Raw genomic sequence first — 24,756 nt, forward strand, 5'->3', positions numbered from 1 at the left:
CCGGCCATCGCAAGGCCTCGCCCGGCGGCCGCAGCGACCAGCGCGCGCAAGTGCTCCACAGGGAGGCGGCCACGGCCAAGGCCAGATCCAGCCCCGACGGCTGCCCCTGCAAACGCTCGCCGGGCGATGCGCCCAACAGATCGCTCCATTCTTCGCAGTGGGCGCGGAAGGTGTAGTTGCCCCGCCACAAACGCTGACCCAGCGCCAACAGTGGGCCGACCGCCTCGGCTCCGGCCAACAGGCTTTGCAGCGCGGCGGGGGACGGACGCAGCGGCGCAAGCTCGAGGCCGCTGTCGCCGTCCCGATAGGCGACCGTGGGCCGGCGCAGGCTGCCTGCCTCCGCCAGGCCGTAGCGGGCGAGACGGGCCGCCGCGACGTCGTCCAAGGCATCGGCGGCGGCCAGCGCGGCCGGCCGCGCCTCGCCGAATGCGCTCAGCAAGCCGGGTTGCAACCCGCAGTCCTGCAACAGGGCGAGCAAGGCCCGCCCGTGGACGAATTCCGCCACAGCGGGATCGGCGGCATCGAAACCGGCCGCCCGCAGCTTCCTCTCCAAGGCCGCCGCGATCCGTTCCAAGCCGGGCAGTTCCGCCCGCAAAGCCCGCCAAGCCGCGCCGCCGGCGCTGGGCGACAGTCGGATCGCCAGGGCGGGCGCGGTATCGGGCTTGGCGCGGATCGGCAAATCGGACCGGCGCAAGGCGGCCGCCGCCTCCAACCGGTCGTGGGCGACGACCAGGAGCCGCCGGCCCAGGGAAGCGCGCCCCAAAGCCAGCGCCCGACCCAGGCTGGACAGATCCGGCGCGTCGGGCTGTTCGAGCCGTTCGGCCAGTTGCAAGGCCAGCGCCCGCAAGGCGCCGTCGGCGGCGGCGGATAAGGCCAGCGCCACCGGCTGGCCGGACGGCGGCGGAGCCGCCACGGCCTTGGGCGCCGGAGGCTCGGCGAAAACCGCGTGACCGCCGGCGCCGCCGAAGCCGAAAGCGCTGACGCCGGCGATACGCGGCCGGCTTTCCCAGGGAACCAGCCGGCGTGCCGGCCGGCAAGGCAATGCGGCAAAATCGATGAGGGGATTGTCCTGCGCCAAATTGACCGTGGGCGGGACCTGGCCGTGGCGCAGCATGAGCATCACCTTGGCCACCCCCGCCAAGCCGGCCGCGGCTTCCAGGTGGCCGAGGTTGGTTTTTACCGATCCCAACAACAACGGTTCTTGCCGGCCCTCGCCGGACAAAACGCGCGCCAAGGCTTCCACTTCGATGGGGTCGCCCAACGCGGTGCCGGTGCCATGACACTCCACATAGGACAACCGCGCCGCATCGACGCCGGCCTGGGCCAGGGCGGCGCGCACCACTTCCGCTTCCGCCTCCACCGACGGCGCGGTGATGCCGGAGGTCGGCCCCATGTGGTTGAGCGCCGTGCCCAGCAACAAGCCGTGGATGCGGTCCCCCGCCGCCAGGGCGTCGCCGCAGCGCCGCAGCACCAACACCACCGCGCCTTCGCCCGGCACATAGCCGTCGGCGCCGTCGGCGAAAGTCTTGCAAAGGCCGTCCTCGCTCAACATGCCGGCCTGGGAAAACGACACCGCTTTCCAGGGGCTGAGCAAAGCGTTGGCGGCCGCCACGACGCAGTAGTCGACCGCGCCGGTCAGCAGCGCCAAGCGGGCTTGATGCAAAGCGGCCAACGACGAAGCGCAGGCGCTGTCCACCGTGACGCTTTCACCGCGCCAGCCGAAAAACGCCGATAGGCGATTGGCCAGCAAGGCGGCGTATACGCCGATGGCGGAATAGGCGTCGGGAACACGGAACGGCGAAGCGGCGTGCTGCTGGTAGTCGTTGGCCATGGCGGCGGCGTAAACGCCGACTTTGGCGCCGCGCAGGGATTCGGGGGGGATGCCGGCATCTTCCAAGGCGTGCCAGGCTTCTTCCAACAGCAACCGTTGCTGCGGATCCATGGCGCGGGCCTCGCGCGCGGAGATACCGAAGAAGCCGGCGTCGAAGCCGTCGATGGCGTCGATCAGCCCGGCACGGCGATTGACGGTGCGGCCCGGCGTTTTGCGCTCGGGGTGATGGAGACGGCCGGCATCCCAGCGCTCGGCGGGAATGGGCCGGACGGCGCAACCGCCGGACGCCAGCAATTCCCATAGCGCCTCGACGCTTTGGGCGCCGGGAAGCCGGCACGCCATGCCGACAACGGCGATCGAAGCACCGCACTCATCCAGCGAAAACCGTCTCGCCACACTTCCACAATCCATTGATGTCGACTTGGTATGAAATAGAATCTCAGGCAGGTATTACGCCAGGAAACGCCGGAGTTAGCCAGCCCCGAGTTTGCTTCGGCCCCGTCCGCCGAATTCTTACGCCGGGCAAGCGGAATTACAAGACGCCCCATAAAAACCGCGGCGCTTATCCTCCGCCGGCCATTGGCATATTCCTTTCGATAGCCATGCTATGTTAGATTGTCAAGTGTGCGATTGGCTGAGCACGATCTCCAGGCGGTAGAACCACCAGCGCGGCAAACGAAACGAGGACCCAAATATCATGGAACCCATTCAAATCGACGGCATCGTCAAATCCATCACCTTCCTGAAAGCCGGCGCCGACGGGCGTTACGAGTGCGAACGCCTCACCGAAAGCGGCTCGCGGAAAAAGCAGTCGAAGGTGCTGAAGCCCATGGAGCGCTTGGTCAGAAAGCTGGTGAAAAGCGAACTGGCGGCCGCGCAAACCTATCTCGAAAGGCACGAGCAGTCGAACCGGCGCAAATCCAACGGCTGGTTGAAAAATATGGGAAAAAACCTCAAGCAGGCCGCCAAGTCCGCCCGCAAAAGCGCAAAGCCGCCCAAGTTGACTGTAGTCCGGTAACAACGCCCCTTCACAGCAAAGACAAGGAATAGCAACCATGGCCACCAATTCCCCCGAATCCGCCCCGCAAGCCGGCGACGCAACCGCTTCCGACCTGATCATATTGGACATCGGCAAACGCGACGCCGACGCGGTGAAAAAGCTCCGCAAAGGCAAAGGCAAACTGCTGAACAAGGTCAACAACGCGGTAGAACAACTGCGCGACGCGGGCAAGATCGAAAAAAACGCCCAAGTGGTCTTGATCGTCGTCCGTGAAAAGAACAGCGGCCTGTTCGACAGCGACTGATATCCCGCTTCCAGCTCCGCTACGGTGGCCCTAGCTTCCCGGCCACTCGTCGCGGAGCCCGCCCGCTGCCGCGGATCACGGGCAGCGGGCGCCGTTCGGCGGCGCGGAATGCGCCTTGATTTCCTCCACCATACGCATCAGCAGCGGCCGAGGACCCAGCTCCTCGAACACCGGATCGTCTTCCTGCAACAGATACTGGATGCTTTCGGTCCAGCGCACGCCATGATCGAGTTGTTGCACCAGATTGTTGGCGATTTCCCCATCCCGGTAAGGCAACGCGGAAAAATTCGCGATGACCGGAACCATCAGCGGCGCGAACGAAAAATCCGCGATAAACGCCGAAAAAGCGCTTTTCATATCGGCCATATAGCGCGAATGGAAGGCGGTGCGCACGTTGAGCGGCACGGCCCGCGCGCCGCGGCTCTCGAAAATCTCCCCCAAACGCCGTAAATCCGCTTCGGGGCCGGACAATACCGTTTGCGAAGGCGTGTTCAGATTGGCGGCATCGACGCTGTCGATACCGGCCTCCACGAACACCGCGGCGATTTCGTCCCGGCTAAGCCCGATGACGGCCAACATTCCGCCCCCCTGCAAGGCGGCCATCAATTGACCGCGCTTTTGCACCAAGCGCAAGCCGTCGCCGAAACTGAACGCCTCGGCGATCAGCAAGGCGTTGTATTCGCCGAGGCTGTGCCCGGCGGCGAAATCCGGCGCCTGGCCCAAGGCGTCGCGCCGCCGGTAATAGGACAAGGCGCTCACGGTATACAGGGCCGGCTGGGTATAGGCGGTATTCGACAGCTGATCGTCGGGATCTTCCAAGCACAGACGGCGCAGCGAATAACCGAGAATGTCCTCTGCCTCCGCCACCACCTGAGGGTAGGCGTCGAACAAGTCCGCCCCCATGCCCCGCATTTGCGCGCCTTGTCCCGGCGCCAAAAAAATCAGCGTCATCGCCGTTCCTCCATTTTCAAAGTACGTTCCAATTGCGCCACGGTTTCGAGATTGCGGCCGAAGCGATTCATCGCGGTCAATACGGGAACCGTATCGCCGAGGGTCTGCCGCACGAAAGAAGCCAGCGTTCCGGTCGGACTGCAATCGACAAAAACCCGCGGCTCCGCCGCCCATAAGTTGATGACGAGGTCGCGGAAGCGCAGCAGCCCCCGCGCCACCCGCCAAAAATGACCGGCGTCGTAGCGGCGCACCCTTGCCGCCAGCAGGCTGGAGTACACCGGCCAGGCCGGCTCGCGGAATTGGATCTGGCCGGCATGGTCGGCATAACCGGCTTCCGCCGCGTCCAGCAGCGAGCCGTGGAATCCGTAGCGCACCGGCAAGCGCGCCCAATTCACGCCGTGACGGGTCAGCTCTCCGGCCAAGGCGTCGAGATTCACCAAGGGCGCGGTGACGACGAAATGCTGCGGGGAGTTGATGCAAGCGATCTCGCCCAAGCGGCTGAGTTCGGGATTCTCCAGCATCAGGGCGGGGCTGCCGAGTACGGCCACCATCGCCGCCGGCGGCGCCCGCCGCGCGACGTGGCGCGCCTGCGCTCGCAGCAAGCCGATCGCCTGTTCCAACCCCAAGGCGCCGGACACCACTGCCGCGGTCGCTTCGCCCAGGCTGTAGCCCGCCAGCGCATCGGGCCGGATGCCGCGCGCCAACAGGGACTGGGCCATGGCATACCCCTGGGCAAGCAATACGAGGTTGGTTTCTTCCAGGTCGTCGTAACCGTCGCTGTCGGCCATGGGGCTGCCGAACACGCTGTCCGCCAGGGAGCGGCCGCGGACATCGCCGGCGATGTCCGCGCAACGGTCGAAGGCCGCCCGATACGCCGCATCGTTGGCGTAGAGTTCCGCCCCCATCTGGTAATATTGGGCGCCTTGGCCGGAAAAAAGAAAAATGACAGGCGACACAAATCTCTCCGTCGATAAAAGCAGCCAGCCGGCTCCGCCGGTGTTGCGTGTCGTACTGCGCACGATGGCTCACGACGGAGCGGGCGGCCATGCGGCCACGCCCCTGCTGAGCGAAGCCGAACGACAGCGCGCCGCCCGCTTCGCCTTCGAGCGGGACCGCTGGTCCTATACCGCGGCGCACAGCCTGTTGCGCGCCATGCTGGCCGAATACCACGGCCTGCCGCCGCTGGCCTGGCAGTTTCGCCACAACAGCCACGGCCGCCCGGAAGTCGATCCCGCCCTAGCGCCGGCGGCCGCGCCGCGCTTCAACATCAGCCATACCCACGGCATGGCCGCCTGCGCGCTAACCGCCGGCCCCGTGCCCGAAGGCGTGGAAATCGGGGTGGATGCGGAGTGCCTGAACCGCTCGCAGGCGTCACGCTCGCTGGCGAACCGTTTTTTTTCGAGCCGCGAAGCGCGGTGGCTGGACAGCCAGCCGCCCTCGCGCGTCGACAGCGAGTTTCTCCGCCTATGGACGCTCAAGGAAGCCGTCGCCAAAGCCGCCGGCTTGGGTTTTGGGCTGGATTTCCAGGCGTTTCATTGTACCATCGATCCCCTGTCGGTTTGCTTCGACGCCCCCGACTGGGGGCCCTCCGACGCATGGGAATTGAACAACTGGTTCGTCGAACCTTGCCATTGGGTTTCCCTGGCCGTGCGCCGCCCGCCGGGAACCCGGCTAAAAATCCACCTCCAGCATCTATCCTCCGCCGATTTCCCCAGCCCCGCATAACCCATGAAACAGGAATTCACACGGCTGAAAGAGCCGAAAAGGAAATTGCTCAATCCAGAGTATATCCCCACCCAATTGATTCCCAGCCGGGAACGCACGCCGGTGCGGGTACTGGAACTGAAAGCGCACCGGCGGCTGGGCGGCCCCACCGTCATATACCGTTTTATCAAGTTCGGCTTGTGGCTGCTCATGCAAAAACTGCTCGGCCGCCGGGACGCTCGAAAAACGGCCGTCGAAGCCCGTTTGTTGTTTCAGGGATTGGGAGGATTGTGGGTCAAGCTGGGCCAGCTATTGTCGCTGCGCACCGACGTGCTTTCCGATGAAATGTGCGAAGAACTGTCCCACCTGCTCTATGCCAACGTCGGCTTCCCCAGCCATATCGTCAGGCAAGCCATAGAACAAGAACTGGGCCGACCCATCGACGAGATTTTCGCCTCTTTCGAGGACACGCCCCTGGCCGCCGCCTCCATCGCCCAGGTGCACCGGGCGGTGTTGCGCAAGGAGCGCCTGCCGGTGGTGGTGAAACTGTTGCGGCCCAATGTGATCCACGCCTTCCGCCGCGACATGGGAATACTGCGCGCCATCGCCTCCGTCGCCAACGCCTTGCTGCCCATCCGTCATTTGCGGCTGCAGGAAGGGCTCAACGAACTCGACTCCATGGTGGAGGAAGAACTCAATTACGCCTACGAAGTATCCAATAGCCGCCAATTGCGCAAAGTATTGCGGCGCCACAACGTTTATGTCCCCTATATATTCCGACAATACTGCACGGAAAAAGTATTGGTCATGGAGGAAATCGCCGGGGTTTTGATGAGCGACGCCATCGCCGTGCAGGCACGAGATCCGGAGCGCTTCGCCGATTGGTGCGAAGAAAATTCGATCGAACCCAAGCGGGTGGCCATGCATTTGTTTTTGTCGCATATGCGGCAATTGCTGGAGGATAATATTTTCCACGGCGATATGCACCCCGGCAATATTCTATTACTCCGCGACAACCGCTACGCCTTGATCGACTTCGGCACCATCGGCTCCCTGGACCCCGGTTTTCTCCAAACCTATCTCGGCTTTATGCGCGCGATTTCCCGGCGCGAATACGACAAGGCCGCCGATTTGTCTCTGCACTTGTGCGCCGAAATCCCCTCCACCGACATCGGCAAGATCCGCGCCGAATTGATCAACGCGTTCAAGCTTTGGCAATCCCGGAGCAAATTGAGCAGCCACGCCTACGGCAACCGTTCCCTGGCCGATTCGAGCAAAGTAATCGGCGAGGTTTTCGCCAAGCACCGCCTGCAAATCAACTGGGCCGCCTTGCGCATGGGCCGCACCATGGGCACGCTGGACACCTCCCTGGCTTATTTCTATCCGCAAATGAGCCACTCCCGCATGTTGTCCCGCTACCTGCGCAAATCCAGCCGGCGGCGCAAAAAGCACGCGCTGGAAAACATGCGGGAAGGCCTGGGCCGCTTCGTCGAAACGGCCAACGATTACCGGGTATTGCTGGAACCCATCGCGCAACGCGCCGTCATCAGCTACAAACAAAAACTCAACAAGTTCAGCATGATCGCCGCCACGGTCATGCGTTTCTTCAATATCGCCCTGCTGTCGTCCATCGCCTTGGGCGGTTACGCGTTCATACACCAGCATTATTTCGACATGAGCCATATGCCGGGGGCCGACTTGATCGACGACATTCCCCACATAGAGAAAGAATGGTTCTTGCTGGCGCTGCTCGGACTGGCCATGCTGTTCGCGACCTTCAAGCGCATCATCACCATCGTCAGTTCGGCGTATTTGCGGTAAGCCGCCCGTGGACATCCGCCCGGAACGTCTCGGCAGCCCTGCTTTTCGCGCCGCTCACGGGGTCCGCGCGGCCTATGTGATCGGCGGCATGGTCAAGGGAATTTCCTCGGTGGAGATGGTGCGCGCGGCGGGCAACGCCGGCTACCTGGCGTTTTTCGGCGCCGGCGGCTTAAGGCCGGCAGCGGTGAATGAGGCCGTCGCCCAGTTGTCCGCCGATCTGGGCCCCGCCCGGCCCTGGGGCGTCAATTTCCTGCATAACCCCTTGATTCCCGCACAGGAAGACGCCCTGGCCGAACTGCTGCTGGCCTCCGGCGTGCGCTGCATCGAAGCCTCCGCCTTCGTCCGCATTACCCCCGCCCTGGTGCGCTACCGCCTGAGCGGGCTGGAATTCGACGGCCAGGGACGGCCGCTGCCGCGCCGGAGGATTATCGCCAAGGTGTCCCATCCGGACATGGCGCGCCGCTTCATGGAACCACCGCCGGCGGACTTGGTGGCGGACTTGCGCGCCCGCGGATTGCTCACGGCGCGGGAGGCCGACGCCGCCGGCGAAGTGCCGCTGGCCGACGACGTCTGCGCCGAAGCCGATTCCGGCGGCCACACCGACCGCCGGCCTTCCTTCGCGTTGATCCCCGCTTTTCTGCGCCTGCGCGACGAAACCGCGCGCGCCCAGCCGCGGCTGCCGCCCGTGCGCATCGGTGCGGCCGGCGGCATCGGCGCGCCGGAAGCGGTGGCGGCGGCTTTCGTATTAGGCGCCGACTTCGTCCTCACCGGTTCCATCAACCAATGCACGCCGGAAGCGGGCACCAGCGAAGCGGTCAAGGACATGCTCGCGGCGGCCCAACCGCAGGATTTCGACATGGCCCCGGCCGGCGACCTGTTCGAGATCGGCGCCAAGGTGCAGGTGCTGAAGCGCGGCAGCCTGTTCGCGGCGCGCGCCAACCGCCTTTATGAGCTGTACCGCGCCAACGCCGCCCTGGACGACATCCCGGCGCCGCTGCTGGCGGACCTGGAGGCCAAAACATTCGGTCGCCGCTTGGACGACGTGTGGCGGGAAACCGAGGCTTATTACCGCCAGGCCGCCCCCGAGGAACTGGCGGACATCGGCCCGAAAAAACGCATGGCGATGATTTTTCGATGGTATTTTATCCACTCGCAGCGCCTCGCCCAGCAGGGCGACACGGCGCAGCGCGTGAACTTTCAGATCCACTGCGGCCCGGCCATGGCCGCTTGCAACCGCTGGCTGGCCGATACCCCCTGGGCCGATTGGCGGCAGCGCCACGTGGACCGGCTGGCCGACCGGCTGCTCGAAGGCGCGGCCCAGGTGCTGGCCCAACGCTACGCGGGGCTGAATGCGGATTGAGTGGATTTTCAACGCAGGATTGGCTACACGGAAAGGAGATCGTCCCATGCACACCATGCCCCACTTGCCCCCTGGTCCCACGCCGCGCTTCTGGCAACCCCTGGCCTACGCCCACTCGCCCTACCGCTTTTTCCGCTCGGTGCACGCCCGCTACGGCGATACCTTCACGGTACGCACCAACGCCCTGACGCTGACGGTGGTGACCGCCCATCCCGAAGGCGTCGGACAGATTTTCACCGCCCCCGCCGATACCTTCCACATGACGCTGCCCAAGAGCCTGTTGCGGATACTCGGCCGGCAAGGCTTGAGCGGCATGCACGGCGAAGCCCACCGGCGCACCCGCAAACTGATCAGCCCCTGCTTCCACGGCGAAAGCCTGCGCAGGCTGGGCGGCATGATCCACGCCACCGCCGCCGAAGCGCTGGAAGGCTGGCGCGACGGCGAGGTGTGGCAAGCCCAGGACGCCATGCGCGATATCGCCCTGGACGTCATCCTGAAAACCGTGTTCGGCGTGGAACAACGAGAACGCCTGCACCTGTTTCGCGCAGCGGTGCTGGATTTGGCCGCCACCTTCAGCAACCCGGCGTTTATACTCAGCGCGCTGCTCAGCGTCGAACACGACGGCTGGCCGCCCAACCGGCGCCTGGACGCCGCAAGGCAGCGTTTGGCGGCGTTGTTGCAGGAAAATATCGCCGAGCGCCACGCCACCGGCACGGCGCGGGCGGACATCCTCAGCCGGCTGATGGAAGCGCGTTTCGACGACGGCAGCCGCTTCAGCGACACGGCACTGGTGGACAACCTCATCGCCAACCTGATGGCCGGCCACGAAACCAGCGCCATGACCCTGACCTGGAGTTTCGCCTGGCTGGGCCGCCACCCGGAGGTTGCCCAGCGCCTGCAAGACGAAATCGACAGCCTGGGAAGCGACGACGACATCGCCGCCATCCAGGCTCTGCCCTACCTGGACGCCGTGGTGAAAGAGTGCCTGCGGCTCTATCCGGCGGTACCCGACGTGTTGCGCATGCTGGCCAAGCCCCTGCAACTGCGCGGTTACGAAATACCGGCCGGCCTGAACGTGGCCGCCTGCTCGGCGGTGCTGCACATGAACCCGGATCTCTACCCCGACCCGGAGCGGTTTTACCCGGAGCGCTTCCTAGAAAAAACTTACAGCGGCAACGAATTCATTCCGTTCGGCGGCGGCAACCGGGTTTGCATCGGCAACCATTTCGGCGTGTTCGAGGTAAAAATCGTGCTGGCGGTGCTGCTGTTTCGCGGACGTTACACCCTGCAGGAACCAGCCCCCCTGCGGGTCGCCCGGCGCGGTTTCCTCATGGGGCCGACCAGCGCGCGGGTACGCTTCCAGCGCAAATAAATACACCGATACGTCCAGCACTTGCCCCACCCAGGAGACCGCCCCGTGAGCACACCGCCCCGTTTACCACCCGGACCCAAGCTGCGCTTCTGGCAGCCGCTGGCCTACGGCCACTCGCCCTACCGCTTTTTCCGCGCCATGCACGCCCGCTACGGCGACCCTTTCACCGTGCGCACCAGCGCGCTGACGGTGGTCACCGCCCATCCCGAAGGCATCGCGCAGATATTCACCGCCCCGGCCGACACTTTCCACGTGGCGCTGCCCAAAAGCCAACAGCGGGTGCTCGGCCGCCAGGGCTTGAGCGGCATGTCCGGCGAAGCCCACCGGCGCACCCGCAAGCTCATCAGCCCCTGCTTCCACGGCGAAAGCCTGCGCGGACTGGGCGGCACGATCCACGCCAGCGCCGTCGAGGCGCTGCAAGGCTGGCGCGACGGCGCGGTGTGGGAGGCCAAGGACGCCATGCGCGACATCGGCCTCGACGTCATCCTGAAGACCGTGTTCGGCGTGGACCAGGCCGCGCGCCTGGCGCCGTTCCGCCAAGCGGTGCTGGAATTCGCCGCCGCCTTCGGCAACCCGGCGTTCCTGCTCAGCGCCCTGCTCGGCATCGAACGCGACGACTGGCCGCCCAACCGGCGCCTGGACAACGCCCGCGCCGGCCTGGGCATGCTGCTGCGGGAAAACATCGCCGAACGCCGCGCCGGCGGCACGGCGCGGGCGGACATCCTCAGCCGGCTGATGGAAGCGCGTTTCGACGACGGCAGCGGCTTCAGCGACGATGCCCTGGTGGACAATCTCATCACCAACCTGGTGGCCGGCCACGAAACCAGCGCCTTGTCGCTGGCCTGGGCCTTCGCCTGGCTGGGACGCCATCCGCAAGCGGCGGAACGCCTCCAAGCGGAAATCGACGGCCTGGGGGGCGACGACGACATCGCCGCCATCCAAGCCCTGCCCTACTTGGACGCCGTGGTGAAGGAATGCCTGCGGCTGTATCCGGCAGTGCCCGACGTGGTGCGCATGCTGGCCAAGCCCCTGCAACTGCGCGGTTACGAAATACCGGCCGGTATGAACGTAGCCGCCTGCTCGGCGGTGTTGCACATGAACCCGGAAATCTACCCGGAGCCGGAGCGTTTCAATCCGGAGCGCTTCCTGCGAAGAAGCGTCGGCGGCACCGAATTCATCCCTTTCGGCGGCGGCGACCGCATCTGCGTCGGCAACCATTTCGGCGTGTTCGAAGTGAAGATCGTGCTGGCGGTGCTGCTGACGCGGGGACGCTACACCTTGCTGGAAAAAGGCCCGCTGAAGGTCGCCCGGCACGGGTTCCTCATGGCGCCGACCAGCGTGCGGGTGCGCTATCAGGCGCGCTGAGCCGGCTTTCCGGCAACCGCCGCGCTAGCCCGCGAACTGCCGCAATTCTTCGCGGAAGCGCGCCAATAATTCCTCCACCCGCGCCGTCGGCAGCTCGCTGTCGTAAAACGCCAAGGTCAGGGTGTAGGTGTCGCGGAATCCCGTCATGACCGGCAGGAAACCCGGCAGCGGCGTCGGATGGCCGTGCACGTACAAATCCTCCACTTCGGTGGAGCCGAAGCCCAGCGTGCGATGGTCCAACAAGCCCAGATTCGACAAGGTGGGCGGCGTGCCCCTGGCGCAGCCGGCCGCAATGCCCTTGCGCAACGAACGGCGCTTGTTTTCGAAAGAGGCCAGGTTCAGCAGCGCGAAAGCCAAGGGCCGGTCTCGCAGGACGAACGTCGGGTCTTGCAAGGGCTGGTTTTGTTGCACCACCTTGGCCAGGGTGGCGGAGAAGTCCTCGTCTATCCGCGGGCCGATGTCGAGCACGTGGCGGTAAACCAGGTTGCACACGGGAATCCACCATTCCTTCGGCAACAAGCGGCGCAAATTGACGACTGAGCCGGCCCGGTGCCTTGCTTGCGGCGGAAAATCCCCCGGCAGCCAGGCCGCGAAGGCCCGCAAAAACGCCGCCATGAACACGTCGCTGATCCAGTATTTGCCGCGAAACGCCGCTTGCTTGAGGCGCTTGGCTTCGTCTTTCTCCAAACGCAACCGCACGATGGCCGGCCGCGCGCGCGAATTCCGCTCGAACACGCAGGAGGGATCCGCCCGCAGGCCCCGGCTCGGCTTCCGTTCCGCCAAGGCCATGGCGAAGGGATAGGCCAGCGCCCGCGACCACAGGCGCAGTTTGTCGCGCCAGCTAAAGCCGTCGTAAAAGGGGAAATTCCAGTCGTACCCCTCCCGCCGGGCGGGCCGGTAATCCGGCTCGGACAACAGCCGGGTGTAAATGGACGCCAGCTGCTCGACCAGCTGGTAAGCGCCCATGGCGTCGGCCACGGCGTGGCTCACCTGCAACAGCAGCACGTCGGCGCCGCGATCCGGCCGGAACACGAACAACCGCAGCAGCGGATCGCCGGCGGGATCGTAGTGCAGCAGGGATTGCCGCTCGGCGGCGAGGGTGGGGTTTTCCGTGCGGACGAGGCGGCAATGCTCCAGCGAGTCCAGATCGTCCCGCCGCCGCCAGACCGGCTTTTTGCCGCTGGCGTCCAAGCGGCAGCCCAGCAAGGGTTCCGCATCCACCAACAAACGCGTCGCGGCCGCCAGCACCTCGGCGTCCAGGGATTCGCGCAATTCCAGCACCAGGCCCATCCAGCCGACGCACTGCAACTCCGCCATCGCATAGAGAATCTCGTCAACGCCGTTGCTGGGGTAACAGCAAGGCATAGTGGCCGTATCCATCGTCGTCTCCCTCAAGCCGCCGTCCCGGCAAAAATCCGCAGTTCCTCGCGCACGCGACCGAAGTAGCGCTCCACCGTCTCCCGCGGCAAATCGCTTTGATAATACGCCAGGGTCAAGGTATACCCCTGGCGGTAGCCGCAGCCGATGACGGCGACGGCCGGCAACGGATTCGGCACGCCCAGCACGTGGAAACCTTCGGTTTCCACGGCGCCCCAGCGCAAGCCGGCCGGATCGACGTTGCCCAGATTGGAAAGGGACAACGGCGCGCCGTTGCGGCAATTCCGCGTGGTTCCCTGCCGCATCAGTTTGCGTTTCGCGTCCAGCGAAGTCCACCGTAGCATTGGCACGCCGAGCAACGCGGTGCGCAGCACATAGGCAGGATCGTTGAGCCGCCGGTTCTCCTCGCACACGCGCGCCAAGGTATCGTCAAACCGCTCGCCCAGATCCGTGCCCAGGTCCAGCATGTGATTGCCGAGCAGGTTGCAGGGCGGCACGGCGTAATCCTCCGGCAAAAAGCGGCGCAGGTTGACGAAAGTCAGCGCCCGCCAGCGGGCGGCCTCCGTCGCCGGCGCCAGATCGGCGAAGGCGCGCAGCAAAGCGGCGAGCAAAACGTCGTTCAACCATGCCTTGCGCTTGGAGGCGGCCAGCAGGATCGGCCTCAGCTCGGCCTTGTCCAGACGGAGTCGCGCATAAGCCGCGCCGCTGTGCGCGGCGGGATCGAAAAAACGCTGCGGATCGACGCGAAACCCTTGGCTGGGAGAGCGCACGAAGCGCGCCAGCGTCCAGAGCTCCGCCAGGACGTTGCCGGCCAAACGCAGCCGGCCGCGCCAGCCCAATTGCCGATACAAGGGAAACCGCCAGTCGTACGAGGCGCGGACCGGCGGCCGGTAGTCGGGATCGGCCAGCAAGCGGCCGTATACGTCCGCCACCCCGGCGATCAACCGCAGCGCCCCGTCGCCGTCGGCAAGGCAGTGGTCGATCTGCAACAGCAACAGGTCGGCGCCCGCCGGCTGGCGGAACACGAACGCCCGGAACGCCGGATCGTGGACTGGGTCGTGCGGCGCCAGCGCTTGGGCTTCCGCCGCCGCCAGTGGCGCATCCGCCGTCGCGATCCGGCAATGGACGGCGCAGTCCAAATCGCTGCGCCGCCGCCAATGGGGCCGTTTTTCGTCGGCGACAAACCGGCAGCCCAGGATCGGCTCCGCGTCCATCGCCAGGCGGACGGCGCGGGCCATCACCTCGGCGTCGATCCGCCCCCCCAGTTCCAGCGCGTAGGAGATATAGCCGGAAACGCCCAACTCCGCCATGGCGTAAAGCAGCTGGTCGGTGCCTTCCGAAGGAATGGTTTCGGCAAACATGGATTTAGCCCGGCTGTCCGTCCAGAATGACCGCCAGTTCGGCGATGGTCGGCGCGTCGAACAGAATGTCCATGGGGAGATCGACGGAGAACACGCCGGCGATACGGCCGATCAGCAGCGCCGCTTGCAGCGAATCGCCGTCCAGGTCGACGAAAAAATGCTCGTCCGTACCGATGGGCCGCCGATTGAACACCGCCTCCCACATGTCCACCAGCGCTTTTTCGGTGGGGCTGGCGGCGGACTCCGCCGGCGCAGCGGCCACGGGAGCAGCCTCCCTGGGCAACGCAGCCGTATCGACCTTGCCGTTGGCGTTGAGCGGCAGTTCGCCGAGGAAAAAAATCCGGCTGGGCAACATGTATTCCGGCAGGCGTTCGGCCAGGAACGCCCGTACCGCCTCGGCGCTGCCGCCCTCGCCCGCCACCAAATAAGCGTATAGCCGCTGGCCGCCGGATTCGTCCGTCACGGCCTGCACCAGCGCCTGGCGCACCCCCGGGTAAGCGGCCAAGGCGGCTTCGATTTCACCCAACTCGATGCGGTAGCCGCGGATCTTCACCTGGCGATCGGCCCGTCCCAGAAACTCCAAGTCGCCGCTGGGCAGATAGCGGGCCATATCCCCGGTGCGGTAGAGCCGGGCGCCGGGCTCGGCGGAAAAAGGATTATCGATGAAGCTGGCCGCCGTGCGCTCCGGCTGGTTGAGATAACCGCGCGCCAGGCCGTCGCCGCCGGCCAGCAATTCCCCGGCCACGCCGACCGGCACCCGGTTCATCGCCGCGTCGACCAGGTACACCTGGGTGTTGGCGATGGGACGGCCGATGGACACCGTGGCGCCGACCTGTTCGGGCCGATTGATGCGATAGCAGCAGGTGAACGTGGTGTTTTCCGTCGGGCCGTAGCCGTTGACGAACCAGCGCTCGCCCGGCTGTTCCAACAGCCTGCGAACGTGCCGGGGAGACAACACGTCGCCTCCCGCCAACACTTGGCGCACTTGGGCCAACGCCTCCAATTGATGATCCACCATCTGGTGGAACAGGCCGGCCGTGAGCCACAGCGTGGTGACGTTTTCCCGGCGCAGCGTAGCGCCCAGTTGCTCCAGCGAGGCGGCGGCGGGCGGCTGGATCGCCAAACTAGCGCCATTCAGCAAGCAGCCCCAGATTTCGAAGGTGGAAGCATCGAAAGCCAGCGGGGCGAATTGGAGGAACACGTCGTCGGGGGCGAAACTGGCGTACTGGGTTCCGCGCACCAATCGCATCACCGAGCGGTGTTCGATGCAGACGCCTTTCGGCACGCCGGTGGAACCGGAGGTGAAAGCGATATAAGCCAATTGCCGGCTATGGCGACCCGGCTCGGGCGGCGGCGATTGGGCGATGGCCTGGCGGAAAAACGCCACCTCGCCGTCCAAAACCAGCACGCGGACGCCGCAATCGGCAAAACGCGCCGCCGCATCGGCCTGGGTCAACAGCACGCCGCAGCCGGCTTCGGCCAGCATGCCCCGCAGGCGTGCGCTGGGTTCCTTGGGGCTGACGCCGATGTATGCGCCGTCCGCCTTCAATATGCCCAGCAGCGCCGCGACGGCCTCCGCGGAACGTTCGCAGGCCACGGCGACCGGCGTTTCCAACCCCACCCCCAGCTGGCGCAAACCCTGGGCGATCCGATCGGATAGCTCATCCAGTTGCCGGTAGCTCAGCGCCCTGCCTTCGAAACGCAACGCTACCCGTTCGGGCTGCCGGGCGGCGATTTCGACGAACAATTCGTGGATACAACGATCACGCGGATAGTCGCTGGCCGTGGCGTTCCATTCCAGCGGCCCTTTAGCGTGTTGCGACTCGCCCTCGGCGCTCATAACCCCCCTTCCGACGTTTGCAACACCTCAGCGGCGCGGCTCGGCCCGTAAAAATCCACCTACGCGCCCCCGATATTCCGCCGTGTTCAACGCTTGCCGATTAAAGTAAACTGCGTCCATTGTATGCCGCCGCCGGGCGGCATGTATACGGAGTCCTAACGGAACTTAAAGGGATTGAGCCATGCCTCTCGACCAACCGCAAAAGAAACCGCGCCTCGGCAAACTGGCTAAAAGAAGCGTCTTGCTGCAACGCGGCCACGACGGGACATATGCCGTCATCCGGAGCGAATCGCCGGCTTCCAGGAAAAACAAACCGCGCAAGCAGGCGCCGTTCGTCAAAACCATCGTCCATATAAACATCACGACCCAAGGCGAGCACGTCGTCCGGCAGGAAAAACCCAAGCCGGATATTCAGGCAAAGCCGCCGAAAAAGCCAAGCCCTCTGTATATAAAACAAGCGTCCTACAGGCATTGCGACGCGCAAGGAAACATCCGTGCGGCGGATAGGGATGGAGACCATTTGCCGATCGCCTGCGGAAAACCCGCAGGCAAGAAGAAAAAGAATTTAAAAAAGCAGGCGTGGAGTAAAGAGGCCCGCGTTCTCGCCAAAGCGACCCAGCTGTTTCTCGATGATTACAAAATAAGGGCCAAGCGCTCCAAGCGAAAAAAACGCGATGGCGCCCGCGAGGATTTCTGGAAAAACGCCTTTTGGGCCAGCAAGAAAGCTTCGATGTTGTTGCGTAAAAGCTCGAGGATATACAACAACAGATCCGACTTCACAAAACAGCTGCACGCCGAGGCGATCAAGTATCAACAAAAAACCCTGGGGAAATAACGGGCCGGCCGCTTTCAGGGGTTTCTCAGGCCGACGACCTTCATTTTCACGCCGCCCTTGGGCGACCGCACCGCATCGTTCCAGGTGGGCCGTACCGGGCGGCTGATGTCCACCTCCAGTTCGTAACGCCGGATAATGGTCGCCAAGCCGATCTTCAGTTCCAACAGCCCCAAGCCGCGCCCCAGGCAATAACGTTCGCCGCCGCCGAAGGGAAAATACTCGTACTGGTTGAAGCTGCGTTCCAGAAAGCGCTCGGGCCGGAAGCGGTCCGGCTCCGGGTAAAGGTCGGGCCGATGGTGGGCCAGATTGATGGACGCCACCAGGATATCCCCCGCCTCCACCCGCCGGCCCCGCAGCGTAAACGGCACCGCCAGGCGGCGGGCCACGTCCGGGATCATCGGATGGATACGCAGCGTTTCCTTGCAGAAGGCATCCAGATAAGGCAGCCCGGACAAAGCGTCGAGATCGCCGGGCGACGCTTTTTCGTCCAATTCGGCCAGCAGTTTTTGCCGGATTTCCGGATGCCGATACATCCAGTAAATGCCCCAGGCCAAACCGCTGGCGGTGGATTCGTGGCCCGCCATCAAAATGGTGAACAAATGGTCGCAAATCTGCTCGTCGGTGAAGGATTTTTCCGGGTCCTGCTCCTTCCTTTGCGCCAATTGCGCCAGCACGCAATGCTGGCCGGCGAAATCCTCGGGCCTGCGGCGGGCGGCGATTTGCTCCCGCATTTTGCCGTAGAGCGCCTGGCGCGCCAGGGAAAACCGCCGCCACGGACTCCAAGCGCCCAGATCGCGGCGCAGAAACGGGAAAAAGGTGATCCAAAAACCGGCGCTGCCGTGGAACCGCTGGAAGCACTCGACGAAATCGGCGATTTCCCGCTCCCGCATAATGCCCATCACGGTTTTTAAAATCACTTCCATGGAAATCAACTGTGTCCAAGCCAACGCCGTCGTGGCCCGCCCCAAGGGAACACGGCTGAAAACGTCCAATACCGTTTCCTCGACCAGCGGCCCGTAGGCCAGCATACGGCTGGCGCCGAAAGCCGGATTGAGAATCCGCCTGGCGCGTTCATGGACCTCCCCGCCGCTGACCAGCAGGGAATCCTCCCCCAGCATCAACTCGCTGCCCATGTCCATTTTGCCGAACGTCCGCGGCTTGGCGGTGAAGATCTCCTTCACCCCTTCGGGGTCGCCGGTTACCACGAACCGCTTGCCTTGAAACGAAACGGCAAAAGGATCGCCGTATTTTTCCGCGAGCCCCTGGTAACACTTGACCGGGTCGCGCAAATAGCGCGGCACAAATAGCGGATCAAAACGGGGCCCCAGGGGCGTTGCCGGCGGCGTTTGGATTATCGACAAGGTGGTTTACTCCTGAAACCCGGCCCGAGGCATAAATGGAGCAGAGGATTCTCCAAGAGAATCCGGCACCGCGCCTTACAGCGAGCCTTTGGTTTGATTAAGGGCGACGAAAAACATGGCGGCACATGGGCCGGCGACGGAGTTTCCGCTTACCCGCCAGGGTATCCCGCCGCATAGAGGATCAAGACGCCGAACAGCATCCCGATACCGGCGCCGCCGCGTATGAACGAAGCGGGACGGGACAAGATCCACTCCAGCAACTGGGTAAAACGTTCGCGGCTTTGCAACGCCGCCGCCAGGGCTTCGACGAGGGACAGCCAGCCGATTATCTGCAGGGCCAAAGGCCAGCGGCAATAGGGTGCGCCGGCTATCAGCAGAGCGCTCATGAACACGCGGAGGGAAATCGCCAGATAGGCGCCATATTCGGTCCGCCACAACCGGGCAGCCCACTGCATCAAATAGGCGGGGAAAAGCAAGCCGGCCAATCCCAAGAGAATATTCAATCCGCCTATGGTCGCTACCAGAATCGCCATCCGTCGTATCCTTAACACTATGTAGTCCAAACCGCCAATAATTCCGGCGGGCGCTTTTGCGATTATCACAGTAAACTGTTGGCCTGTATAGGGAAAGCTGCATGAACCGCCCGTCTGTATATATAACCGGCATGGGTTTCGCCGGCGCCGCGGGAAACGGCGCGGCGCAGCTGGCCGCGCGGCTGCGCGCGGGCCAAAGCGCCATTCGCCGCCTGCCGCCGGAAGCCCGCCCCATCCCCCAACTGCAACTGGGCGCGTTGCTGGACGACGGCTGGAATTGGCGCGATGGCGACGGCATCCGCGACCGGATTTTGCCGCCCCAAGCGGAAAAGATGCTGCGCGGCGCGGATGTGTCGCTGTGCGCCGACGCCAGCGCGGTGCTGGAAGCCAAAGGCGCCGCGCGCATAGCGCCGGAGCGCCTGGGACTGGTGGTGGGCGGCAGCAACCTGGCGCACCCGTTGCTGGCCGAGGAAATTTCCCGCTTCCAGCGCAACCCCGCTTACGTCAACCCCCGCTCGGGTTTCCAGGTGTTGGACAGCCACGTGGCCGCCACGCTGGCGGCGCTAGCGGACGCGCAAGGCCCGGTGCTGAACGTGGCGGCGGCGGCGGCCAGCGGTGCCGTGGCGGCGGTGGCCGCGCTGGACCTGATCCGCAGCGGACGCTGCGATGCCTGCCTGGCGGTGGGGGCCATGCAACGCCTAAGCCCCGCCGACTGGCAGGCGCTGGCCGCCCTTGGCGCATTGAACACCTCCAGCGAAGCCGCCCTGCCTTTTTCCGGCCAGGGCGGCGGATTCACCCCCGGCGAAGGCGCTGCCTGCGTATTGTTGGAACGCAGCGACCACGCCGAACGGCGCGGCGCCAACGGCCTTGCCGAACTGGCCGGCGGCGCCTTCGTCTCCGCCGCCGACCCCCTGCCCCATCCCTGCCGCAACCAGGAAGCCAGGGTCATGTCGCTGGCCCTGGCCGACGCCGGCATCGACGCAAGCCAGCTGGACGTGATCGCCGCCCACGCCACCGGCACGGCGCAAGGCGATGCCGCCGAAGCGGGCGCCATCGCCGATTTGCTGGAAGGCAGCGGCCGGCGGGTGTGGGTCTGCGCGCCGAAAACCGTTACCGGGCATTGCCTGAGCGCCGCCGGCCTGATCGGCTTGGCCGCCGGCGTATTCATGCTGCAAGACGGCTGCGTGCACCCTTTGCCGATCCAAGCCTCGCCCTACTCGCCGACGCTGCGATTCGCGGCCGGCGGCGCAATTGACATACCCCTTCGTTGTGCTATAACCACCGCCTTCGGTTTTGGTGGTTTCAACGCCGCACTGGCGATTCGCCACCTCCCCACCCAGGTTGGCAACAAGGAAGAAACGACACGATGAAGGCGGGCATAGAACGGATAGGCTTCTATGGCGGCCAGGCCTTTATCGACATCGCCGAGCTGGCGGCCTTGCGCAATCTCGACCCGGTGCGCATGGCGAACCTGCTGATTCGCCGCAAAACCGTGCATTTCCCCTGGGAAGACCCCGTATCCTTCGCCGTCAACGCGGCCCGGCCGCTGCTGCAAGCGCTGCAACCGCAGCAACGGCAGCAGATCAGCCACCTCATCGTCGCCAGCGAATCCGGCATCGACTTCGGCAAATCCCTGGCCACCTGGATCCACGGCCTGCTGGACTTGCCGCGGCGCATTCGACTGTTCGAGATCAAGCAGGCCTGTTACGGCGGCACGGCGGCCTTGCAAACGGCGCTGGGCTTGCTGGCCAGGGACGGCCGTCCCGACGGGCGCGCCCTGGTGATCTGCACCGATATCGCCCGCCCCATCCCCCACTCCTACGCCGAACCAACCCAGGGCGGCGCCGCCGTCGCCCTGCTGGTGGGGCCGGAGGCGGACATTCTGGAAATCGAACCGGGCGCCAGCGGCACGCACGGCTATCACGTGATGGACGCCTTCCGCCCCGACGCGGACCAGGAAACCGGGGACGCGGACCTGTCGGTGCTGACCTATATCGACTGCTTGCAGCATGCTTTCGCCGCCTACCGGGAAGCGCTGGGGACGGTGGATTTCCGCGATCACTTCGACTACCTGGCTTTCCACACGCCGTTCGGCGGCATGGTGAAAGGGGCGCACCGCACCCTGATGCGGCGTTTGTACCAAGCCGGCGGGGCGGATATCGAGGCGGATTTCCACCGCCGGCTGGCGCCTTCCCTGGTCTATTGCCGGGAAGTCGGAAATATCTATTCCGGCACCGTGTTCCTGGCCCTGGCCGGCGTCCTGGCCTCCGCCGACCTGGATCGGCGGCGCCGCATCGGACTGTTTTCCTACGGCTCCGGCTGCTCCTCCGAGTTTTACAGCGGCTGGGCCGGCCCCCAAGCGGAAGCGGCCCTCAGCCAATCCGGCCTGGCCGAACACCTGGCGGCGCGGCGCCGATTGGACATGGCCGAATACGAGCGGGTACTCGCCGCCAACCGCCATTCGCGCTTCGGCAGCAAAGACGCAAAGATCGACACGGACGACTTGGCGGATTTATACCAGGCTGCATTCGCCGAACGCGGCGTTTGCGTCCTCGGCGGCATCCGCAACTACGACAGGGAATACCGCGACGCATGATGCCACAGCCCTCCCCCGTCCCGCTGCGCCTGCGGCGCGAAGGCCGCTGCCTGCATGTGCTGCTCGCCAACCCGGACAAGGGCAATCCCCTCAACCGCGCCTTGATCGAAGCCCTGCACGCGGCGCTGGACACGGTGGAAAGCACCCCGGACATCACCCTGCTGGCGCTGGCCGCCGAGGGCGCGGTTTTTTGCGACGGCATGGATTTCGGCGAAGCCCTGGATACCGCCGGGGACGCGGAAGCGCAGCTGCGCGCGGCGGTCCGCCGTTTCCACGGCCTGCTGGAACGCCTGACCCGGCTGCCCGCCATCGTCGTCGCCGTCGTCGAAGGACGGGTGAACGCCGGCGGTATGGGCTTAGTCGCCGCCTGCGACTTGGTGTACGCCAGGGAGCAAGCGGATTTCGGCCTGTCGGAGATCCTCTTCGGCCTGCTGCCCGCCACCGTCGCCCCGTTTTTGCTGCGGCGCACCGGCTTCCAAGCCACCTACCGCATGGCGCTGACGGCGCAAAGAATGAATGCGGAACGGGCCCGCGCCTGCGGCCTGGTCGACGAACTGACCGACGATCCGGCCGACGCCGTCCGCCGGCTGCGGCTGCGCGCCGACCGGCTGGACCGCGCGGCGGTGGTCCGCACCAAGGCGTTTTTCGCCGATGCCGCGGGTATCGGCAAGGAATGCCCCGGCGCGGAAAACGCCCTGGCGGCCCTGCTTGCCGACCCGCGCATCGCCGCCAACGTCGCCGAGTTCGTCCAGCGAGGCCCCCGGCCATGAACGGCGCCGTCAAGTTGACCCAGCCCCTGCCGGGGGTGGCCTGCCTGCAAATGGAAGACCGCGCCGGCGGCAACACCTTCACCCAGGCCTTGGTGTGCGGCTTGGTCGACGGACTGCGGCAGGCGCAACAAGACCCCGCCACCCGCGTCATCGTCCTGCACGGCTACGACAGCCTGTTTTGCGCCGGCGGCACGCTGGAAGAACTGGTGGACATCGCCGACGGCCGCCGCAGCTTCGACGAAGGCGCCTTTTACCGCCTGCTGCTGGACTGCCCGTTGCCGGTCATCGCCGCCATGCAAGGCCACGCCATGGGCGGCGGCTTGGTGTTCGGCTTGTACGCCGACCTGCTGGTACTGTCGCGGGAATCGCTGTACGGCGCCAATTTCATGAAGTACGGATTCACGCCGGGCATGGGCGCCACCGACCTGCTGCCGCGCAAGCTGGGGCCGCTGCTGGCGGCGGAAATGCTGTTCAGCGCCCGCAGCTATCACGGCCAGGCGCTCGCCGATCGCGGCCTGGCCTGCCCGGTCCTGCCGCGCGCCGAGGTCGTGCCCCACGCGCTGGGCCTGGCGCGCGACCTGGCCGACAAACCCCGCGTTGCGCTGATGCGGCTCAAGGAAGCGCTCAATGCGCCCTTGCTCGCCAGCCTGCCCGGCGCGGTCGAACGCGAACGGGCCATGCACGAGGAAACCTTCGCCCAGGAAGGCGTGCGCCAACGCATTCAACAACGTTATGGAAATTGATCCCGCCATGGCCGAACCGATCATCCCCGACATTTTCCCCACCGAACCCCAAGACGAACTGGTGCAGGCGTTTTGCGAAATAGCGGCGGGAGGGTATCTCCGCCTCCTGTTCGATTATCCACAGCAACTGGATGCCGAGCGCCTAAGCCTTGCCATGCGCCGGATGCTGGACGCCGAGCCGATCCTGGGCTGCCGCTTCGAGGTGGAGAACGGCAAATCCCGCTGGCGCCGCCGCGACGATCTGGACGCCATCGCCCACTGCCGCGTCATCTCCAGCGTCGATCCGGAAGCCGACACCCACGCCCTGCTGGTGGAGCGCTTCGATCCACAAACGTCGCCCAATGTGAACGCCGTCGTGATCCGCCGGCAGAACGGTACGGAGGACCGGCTGCTGCTGCGCATCTCCCACGTGGCCGCCGACGGCACCGCCGCCCTGGACTTCGCCATGGCCTTGACGGATATGTACAACCAATTGGGGAAAAATCCCGATTACCGGCTGCCGCCCAACGAGGCCAGCCGCGACAGCTTCCTGTGGCTGAGGAATTTCCGCGCCCGCGACCGCTGGCGGCTGCTGTGGGAGGATTTAAAGGATCTGCCCAAGGCCCTCGGCCCCAAGCGAGGACTGGCTTCCGACGCCGCCACGTATCTATCCGACGCGGAAAACCTGCGGCCGGATTACCTAACGTTGCGCCTGGACGAGCGCCGCGTGGCCAAGATCGACCGCTACGCCTACGACAAAGGCGTGACGCTGAACGATATTTGCCTGGCGGCGTTTCTCCGCGCCTTCGACGAATACTGCCCGGAGCCGTTGGGCGCACCGCTGGAAGTGGTGATGCCCACCAATCTGCGACGCTACGCGCCTTTGCAACGCCGTCCCGCCATCCGCAACCAGGCCGGCTCCACCCACATCCGCATCGGCAAGGACGTCGGCGCGACTTTCGAGGACACGCTGGCCAAGGTTTGCCGGGAAACGCTGCGGCACAAACAGCGCCTGCTGGGAACCGAAGGACAGATGCTGACCCGCTGGCTGGCCGGTGTCGCCTACCCCCGTAAAAAAAACCTGCTGCAACGGCAAATATTGCGCGGCCTGAAAAACCCCGCGCCGCCGGTGCTGACCCAAATCGGCCACACGCGGGGAAACCGCTTCGCCTGCGACGGCATCGCACCGACGGACCTGGTGGTGTTCGGCGAATCGTCACCCTCGCCGATTTTCCTGGTCACCTTGGTGCGCTTGAACGACCGCATCGGCATCGCCGCCTGTTTCGACCAGCGGCTTGGAGTTCAGCGCGTGGGCTCATTCCTGAAACGCCTGGATCAAAACCTGCCGGGATATTCCGCGGCACGACACTCCCCCCTGGAACCTGAGGAACGCCAATGACCAAACAAGAATTCATGCGCCAGCTGGAAGAACTGGTGAACGCCCCTCCGGGCTTAAGCGAGGACACCCTCCTCGAAGGGATGCGCGGCTGGGACTCCCTGAAAAACATGGAATTCCGCATGCTGGTGGAGGACGAACTGGGGCGCGCCCTCGATGGACTGAAAGTCGACCAGGCGCGCACCGTCGGCGACTTGGTGGCGCTGGTTGCCGACATGTTCGAAGGCTAGGGGAAGCGCGCCGAATGCCGGCGCCTT

Annotated in this window: 22 protein-coding genes (1 of these 22 running past the window's edge); 14 read left to right on the forward strand and 8 right to left on the reverse strand. The window is 65.1% G+C overall.

The window, feature by feature from the left end; genetic code table 11:
* On the reverse strand, window positions 1-2,227 hold the 5' end (the start) of the coding sequence (locus K5607_RS09785; protein ID WP_221046904.1) for a non-ribosomal peptide synthetase. It extends 6,884 nt beyond the left edge of the window; the window shows 2,227 of its 9,111 coding nt (coding positions 1-2,227); the start codon lies at window positions 2,225-2,227; its stop codon lies off the left edge, out of view.
* A 301-nt stretch (window positions 2,228-2,528) separates the two neighbouring features.
* On the opposite strand from K5607_RS09785, the gene K5607_RS09790 reads away from it, so the two are divergent.
* A complete protein-coding gene (locus K5607_RS09790; protein WP_054774852.1) occupies window positions 2,529-2,849 on the forward strand; it encodes a DUF6312 domain-containing protein in 321 nt (106 codons plus the stop codon).
* A gap of 37 nt (window positions 2,850-2,886) precedes the next feature.
* On the forward strand, window positions 2,887-3,135 hold the full coding sequence (locus K5607_RS09795; RefSeq protein WP_054774851.1) for a DUF6200 domain-containing protein: 249 nt from the start codon (window positions 2,887-2,889) through the stop codon (window positions 3,133-3,135).
* Window positions 3,136-3,210: 75 nt separating this feature from the next.
* Here K5607_RS09795 and fabD read toward each other — a convergent pair whose 3' ends face one another.
* Both fabD and K5607_RS09805 read right to left on the reverse strand, forming a co-directional pair.
* Window positions 3,211-4,086, reverse strand: a complete 876-nt coding sequence (gene fabD / locus K5607_RS09800) for an ACP S-malonyltransferase (protein ID WP_054774937.1) — start codon at window positions 4,084-4,086, stop codon at window positions 3,211-3,213.
* Window positions 4,083-5,042, reverse strand: coding sequence for an acyltransferase domain-containing protein (locus tag K5607_RS09805; RefSeq protein ID WP_221046905.1), 960 nt, complete (start codon window positions 5,040-5,042; stop codon window positions 4,083-4,085). Before K5607_RS09805 ends, fabD begins: the two co-directional genes overlap by 4 nt.
* Here K5607_RS09805 and K5607_RS09810 point away from each other — a divergent pair.
* The 5 genes from K5607_RS09810 to K5607_RS09830 are packed head-to-tail and all read left to right on the forward strand — an operon-like array spanning window position 5,029 to window position 11,708.
* Window positions 5,029-5,811, forward strand: a complete 783-nt coding sequence (locus K5607_RS09810; protein WP_221046906.1) for a 4'-phosphopantetheinyl transferase family protein — start codon at window positions 5,029-5,031, stop codon at window positions 5,809-5,811. The genes K5607_RS09805 and K5607_RS09810 overlap by 14 nt on opposite strands.
* A gap of 3 nt (window positions 5,812-5,814) precedes the next feature.
* Window positions 5,815-7,611 (forward strand): ABC1 kinase family protein, encoded by a 1,797-nt coding sequence (locus tag K5607_RS09815; RefSeq protein ID WP_221046907.1) that lies wholly within the window; start codon window positions 5,815-5,817, stop codon window positions 7,609-7,611.
* A gap of 7 nt (window positions 7,612-7,618) precedes the next feature.
* A complete protein-coding gene (locus K5607_RS09820; RefSeq protein ID WP_221046908.1) occupies window positions 7,619-8,971 on the forward strand; it encodes a PfaD family polyunsaturated fatty acid/polyketide biosynthesis protein in 1,353 nt (450 codons plus the stop codon).
* Between the two features lie 46 nt (window positions 8,972-9,017).
* Window positions 9,018-10,343 (forward strand): cytochrome P450, encoded by a 1,326-nt coding sequence (locus tag K5607_RS09825; RefSeq protein WP_221046909.1) that lies wholly within the window; start codon window positions 9,018-9,020, stop codon window positions 10,341-10,343.
* Between the two features lie 45 nt (window positions 10,344-10,388).
* On the forward strand, window positions 10,389-11,708 hold the full coding sequence (locus K5607_RS09830; protein WP_221046910.1) for a cytochrome P450: 1,320 nt from the start codon (window positions 10,389-10,391) through the stop codon (window positions 11,706-11,708).
* Window positions 11,709-11,732: 24 nt separating this feature from the next.
* Here the strand turns inward: K5607_RS09830 and K5607_RS09835 are convergent, their stop codons facing one another.
* Genes K5607_RS09835 through K5607_RS09845 form a run of 3 tightly spaced genes read right to left on the reverse strand, consistent with a single transcriptional unit; the run spans window position 11,733 to window position 16,286 of the window.
* Window positions 11,733-13,088: a hypothetical protein gene (locus tag K5607_RS09835; RefSeq protein ID WP_221046911.1), complete on the reverse strand. Its 1,356-nt coding sequence runs from the start codon at window positions 13,086-13,088 to the stop codon at window positions 11,733-11,735.
* A gap of 11 nt (window positions 13,089-13,099) precedes the next feature.
* Complete coding sequence (locus K5607_RS09840) at window positions 13,100-14,446, reverse strand: hypothetical protein (protein WP_221046912.1); 1,347 nt, start codon at window positions 14,444-14,446, stop codon at window positions 13,100-13,102.
* Window positions 14,447-14,450: 4 nt separating this feature from the next.
* The gene (locus tag K5607_RS09845; RefSeq protein ID WP_221046913.1) at window positions 14,451-16,286 is read right to left on the reverse strand and encodes a non-ribosomal peptide synthetase; all 1,836 of its coding nucleotides are present in this window, start codon (window positions 16,284-16,286) and stop codon (window positions 14,451-14,453) included.
* Between the two features lie 181 nt (window positions 16,287-16,467).
* On the opposite strand from K5607_RS09845, the gene K5607_RS09850 reads away from it, so the two are divergent.
* Entirely contained in the window at window positions 16,468-17,121 is a 654-nt protein-coding gene (locus K5607_RS09850; RefSeq protein ID WP_054774478.1) for a hypothetical protein, read from the forward strand.
* A gap of 14 nt (window positions 17,122-17,135) precedes the next feature.
* Here the strand turns inward: K5607_RS09850 and K5607_RS09855 are convergent, their stop codons facing one another.
* Both K5607_RS09855 and K5607_RS09860 read right to left on the reverse strand, forming a co-directional pair.
* Window positions 17,136-18,482 carry a cytochrome P450 gene (locus K5607_RS09855; RefSeq protein WP_221046914.1) on the reverse strand — a complete coding sequence of 449 codons (1,347 nt, stop codon included), beginning with the start codon at window positions 18,480-18,482 and terminating at the stop codon, window positions 17,136-17,138.
* A 149-nt stretch (window positions 18,483-18,631) separates the two neighbouring features.
* The gene (locus K5607_RS09860; protein WP_054774475.1) at window positions 18,632-19,015 is read right to left on the reverse strand and encodes a hypothetical protein; all 384 of its coding nucleotides are present in this window, start codon (window positions 19,013-19,015) and stop codon (window positions 18,632-18,634) included.
* A 101-nt stretch (window positions 19,016-19,116) separates the two neighbouring features.
* On the opposite strand from K5607_RS09860, the gene K5607_RS09865 reads away from it, so the two are divergent.
* Genes K5607_RS09865 through K5607_RS09890 form a run of 6 tightly spaced genes read left to right on the forward strand, consistent with a single transcriptional unit; the run spans window position 19,117 to window position 24,729 of the window.
* Complete coding sequence (locus K5607_RS09865) at window positions 19,117-20,385, forward strand: beta-ketoacyl synthase N-terminal-like domain-containing protein (RefSeq protein ID WP_221046915.1); 1,269 nt, start codon at window positions 19,117-19,119, stop codon at window positions 20,383-20,385.
* A complete protein-coding gene (locus tag K5607_RS09870) occupies window positions 20,382-21,611 on the forward strand; it encodes a hydroxymethylglutaryl-CoA synthase family protein (RefSeq protein WP_221046916.1) in 1,230 nt (409 codons plus the stop codon). Before K5607_RS09865 ends, K5607_RS09870 begins: the two co-directional genes overlap by 4 nt.
* A complete protein-coding gene (locus K5607_RS09875) occupies window positions 21,608-22,381 on the forward strand; it encodes an enoyl-CoA hydratase-related protein (protein WP_221046917.1) in 774 nt (257 codons plus the stop codon). The genes K5607_RS09870 and K5607_RS09875 overlap by 4 nt, the downstream gene beginning before the upstream one ends.
* Window positions 22,378-23,124, forward strand: a complete 747-nt coding sequence (locus K5607_RS09880) for a polyketide synthase (protein ID WP_221046918.1) — start codon at window positions 22,378-22,380, stop codon at window positions 23,122-23,124. Before K5607_RS09875 ends, K5607_RS09880 begins: the two co-directional genes overlap by 4 nt.
* Window positions 23,114-24,502 carry a condensation domain-containing protein gene (locus tag K5607_RS09885; RefSeq protein ID WP_221046919.1) on the forward strand — a complete coding sequence of 463 codons (1,389 nt, stop codon included), beginning with the start codon at window positions 23,114-23,116 and terminating at the stop codon, window positions 24,500-24,502. Before K5607_RS09880 ends, K5607_RS09885 begins: the two co-directional genes overlap by 11 nt.
* A complete protein-coding gene (locus tag K5607_RS09890; protein ID WP_221046920.1) occupies window positions 24,499-24,729 on the forward strand; it encodes an acyl carrier protein in 231 nt (76 codons plus the stop codon). The genes K5607_RS09885 and K5607_RS09890 overlap by 4 nt, the downstream gene beginning before the upstream one ends.
* The last annotated feature ends 27 nt before the right edge of the window (window positions 24,730-24,756 follow it).

The organism is Methylogaea oryzae, assembly GCF_019669985.1.
Lineage (GTDB): Bacteria > Pseudomonadota > Gammaproteobacteria > Methylococcales > Methylococcaceae > Methylogaea > Methylogaea oryzae.

Excerpts from the sequence above, each read along its gene's own strand:
- K5607_RS09845 (WP_221046913.1), bottom strand. The coding sequence starts at position 16,286 with ATGAGCGCCGAGGGCGAGTCGCAACACGCTAAAGGGCCGCTGGAATGG.
- K5607_RS09870 (WP_221046916.1), top strand. The coding sequence starts at position 20,382 with ATGAAGGCGGGCATAGAACGGATAGGCTTCTATGGCGGCCAGGCCTTT.
- K5607_RS09795 (WP_054774851.1), top strand. The coding sequence starts at position 2,887 with ATGGCCACCAATTCCCCCGAATCCGCCCCGCAAGCCGGCGACGCAACC.
- K5607_RS09875 (WP_221046917.1), top strand. The coding sequence starts at position 21,608 with ATGATGCCACAGCCCTCCCCCGTCCCGCTGCGCCTGCGGCGCGAAGGC.
- K5607_RS09840 (WP_221046912.1), bottom strand. The coding sequence starts at position 14,446 with ATGTTTGCCGAAACCATTCCTTCGGAAGGCACCGACCAGCTGCTTTAC.
- K5607_RS09885 (WP_221046919.1), top strand. The coding sequence starts at position 23,114 with ATGGAAATTGATCCCGCCATGGCCGAACCGATCATCCCCGACATTTTC.
- K5607_RS09815 (WP_221046907.1), top strand. The coding sequence starts at position 5,815 with ATGAAACAGGAATTCACACGGCTGAAAGAGCCGAAAAGGAAATTGCTC.
- K5607_RS09810 (WP_221046906.1), top strand. The coding sequence starts at position 5,029 with ATGACAGGCGACACAAATCTCTCCGTCGATAAAAGCAGCCAGCCGGCT.
- K5607_RS09835 (WP_221046911.1), bottom strand. The coding sequence starts at position 13,088 with ATGGATACGGCCACTATGCCTTGCTGTTACCCCAGCAACGGCGTTGAC.
- K5607_RS09865 (WP_221046915.1), top strand. The coding sequence starts at position 19,117 with ATGAACCGCCCGTCTGTATATATAACCGGCATGGGTTTCGCCGGCGCC.
- K5607_RS09790 (WP_054774852.1), top strand. The coding sequence starts at position 2,529 with ATGGAACCCATTCAAATCGACGGCATCGTCAAATCCATCACCTTCCTG.
- fabD (WP_054774937.1), bottom strand. The coding sequence starts at position 4,086 with ATGACGCTGATTTTTTTGGCGCCGGGACAAGGCGCGCAAATGCGGGGC.
- K5607_RS09825 (WP_221046909.1), top strand. The coding sequence starts at position 9,018 with ATGCACACCATGCCCCACTTGCCCCCTGGTCCCACGCCGCGCTTCTGG.
- K5607_RS09860 (WP_054774475.1), bottom strand. The coding sequence starts at position 19,015 with ATGGCGATTCTGGTAGCGACCATAGGCGGATTGAATATTCTCTTGGGA.
- K5607_RS09890 (WP_221046920.1), top strand. The coding sequence starts at position 24,499 with ATGACCAAACAAGAATTCATGCGCCAGCTGGAAGAACTGGTGAACGCC.
- K5607_RS09850 (WP_054774478.1), top strand. The coding sequence starts at position 16,468 with ATGCCTCTCGACCAACCGCAAAAGAAACCGCGCCTCGGCAAACTGGCT.
- K5607_RS09880 (WP_221046918.1), top strand. The coding sequence starts at position 22,378 with ATGAACGGCGCCGTCAAGTTGACCCAGCCCCTGCCGGGGGTGGCCTGC.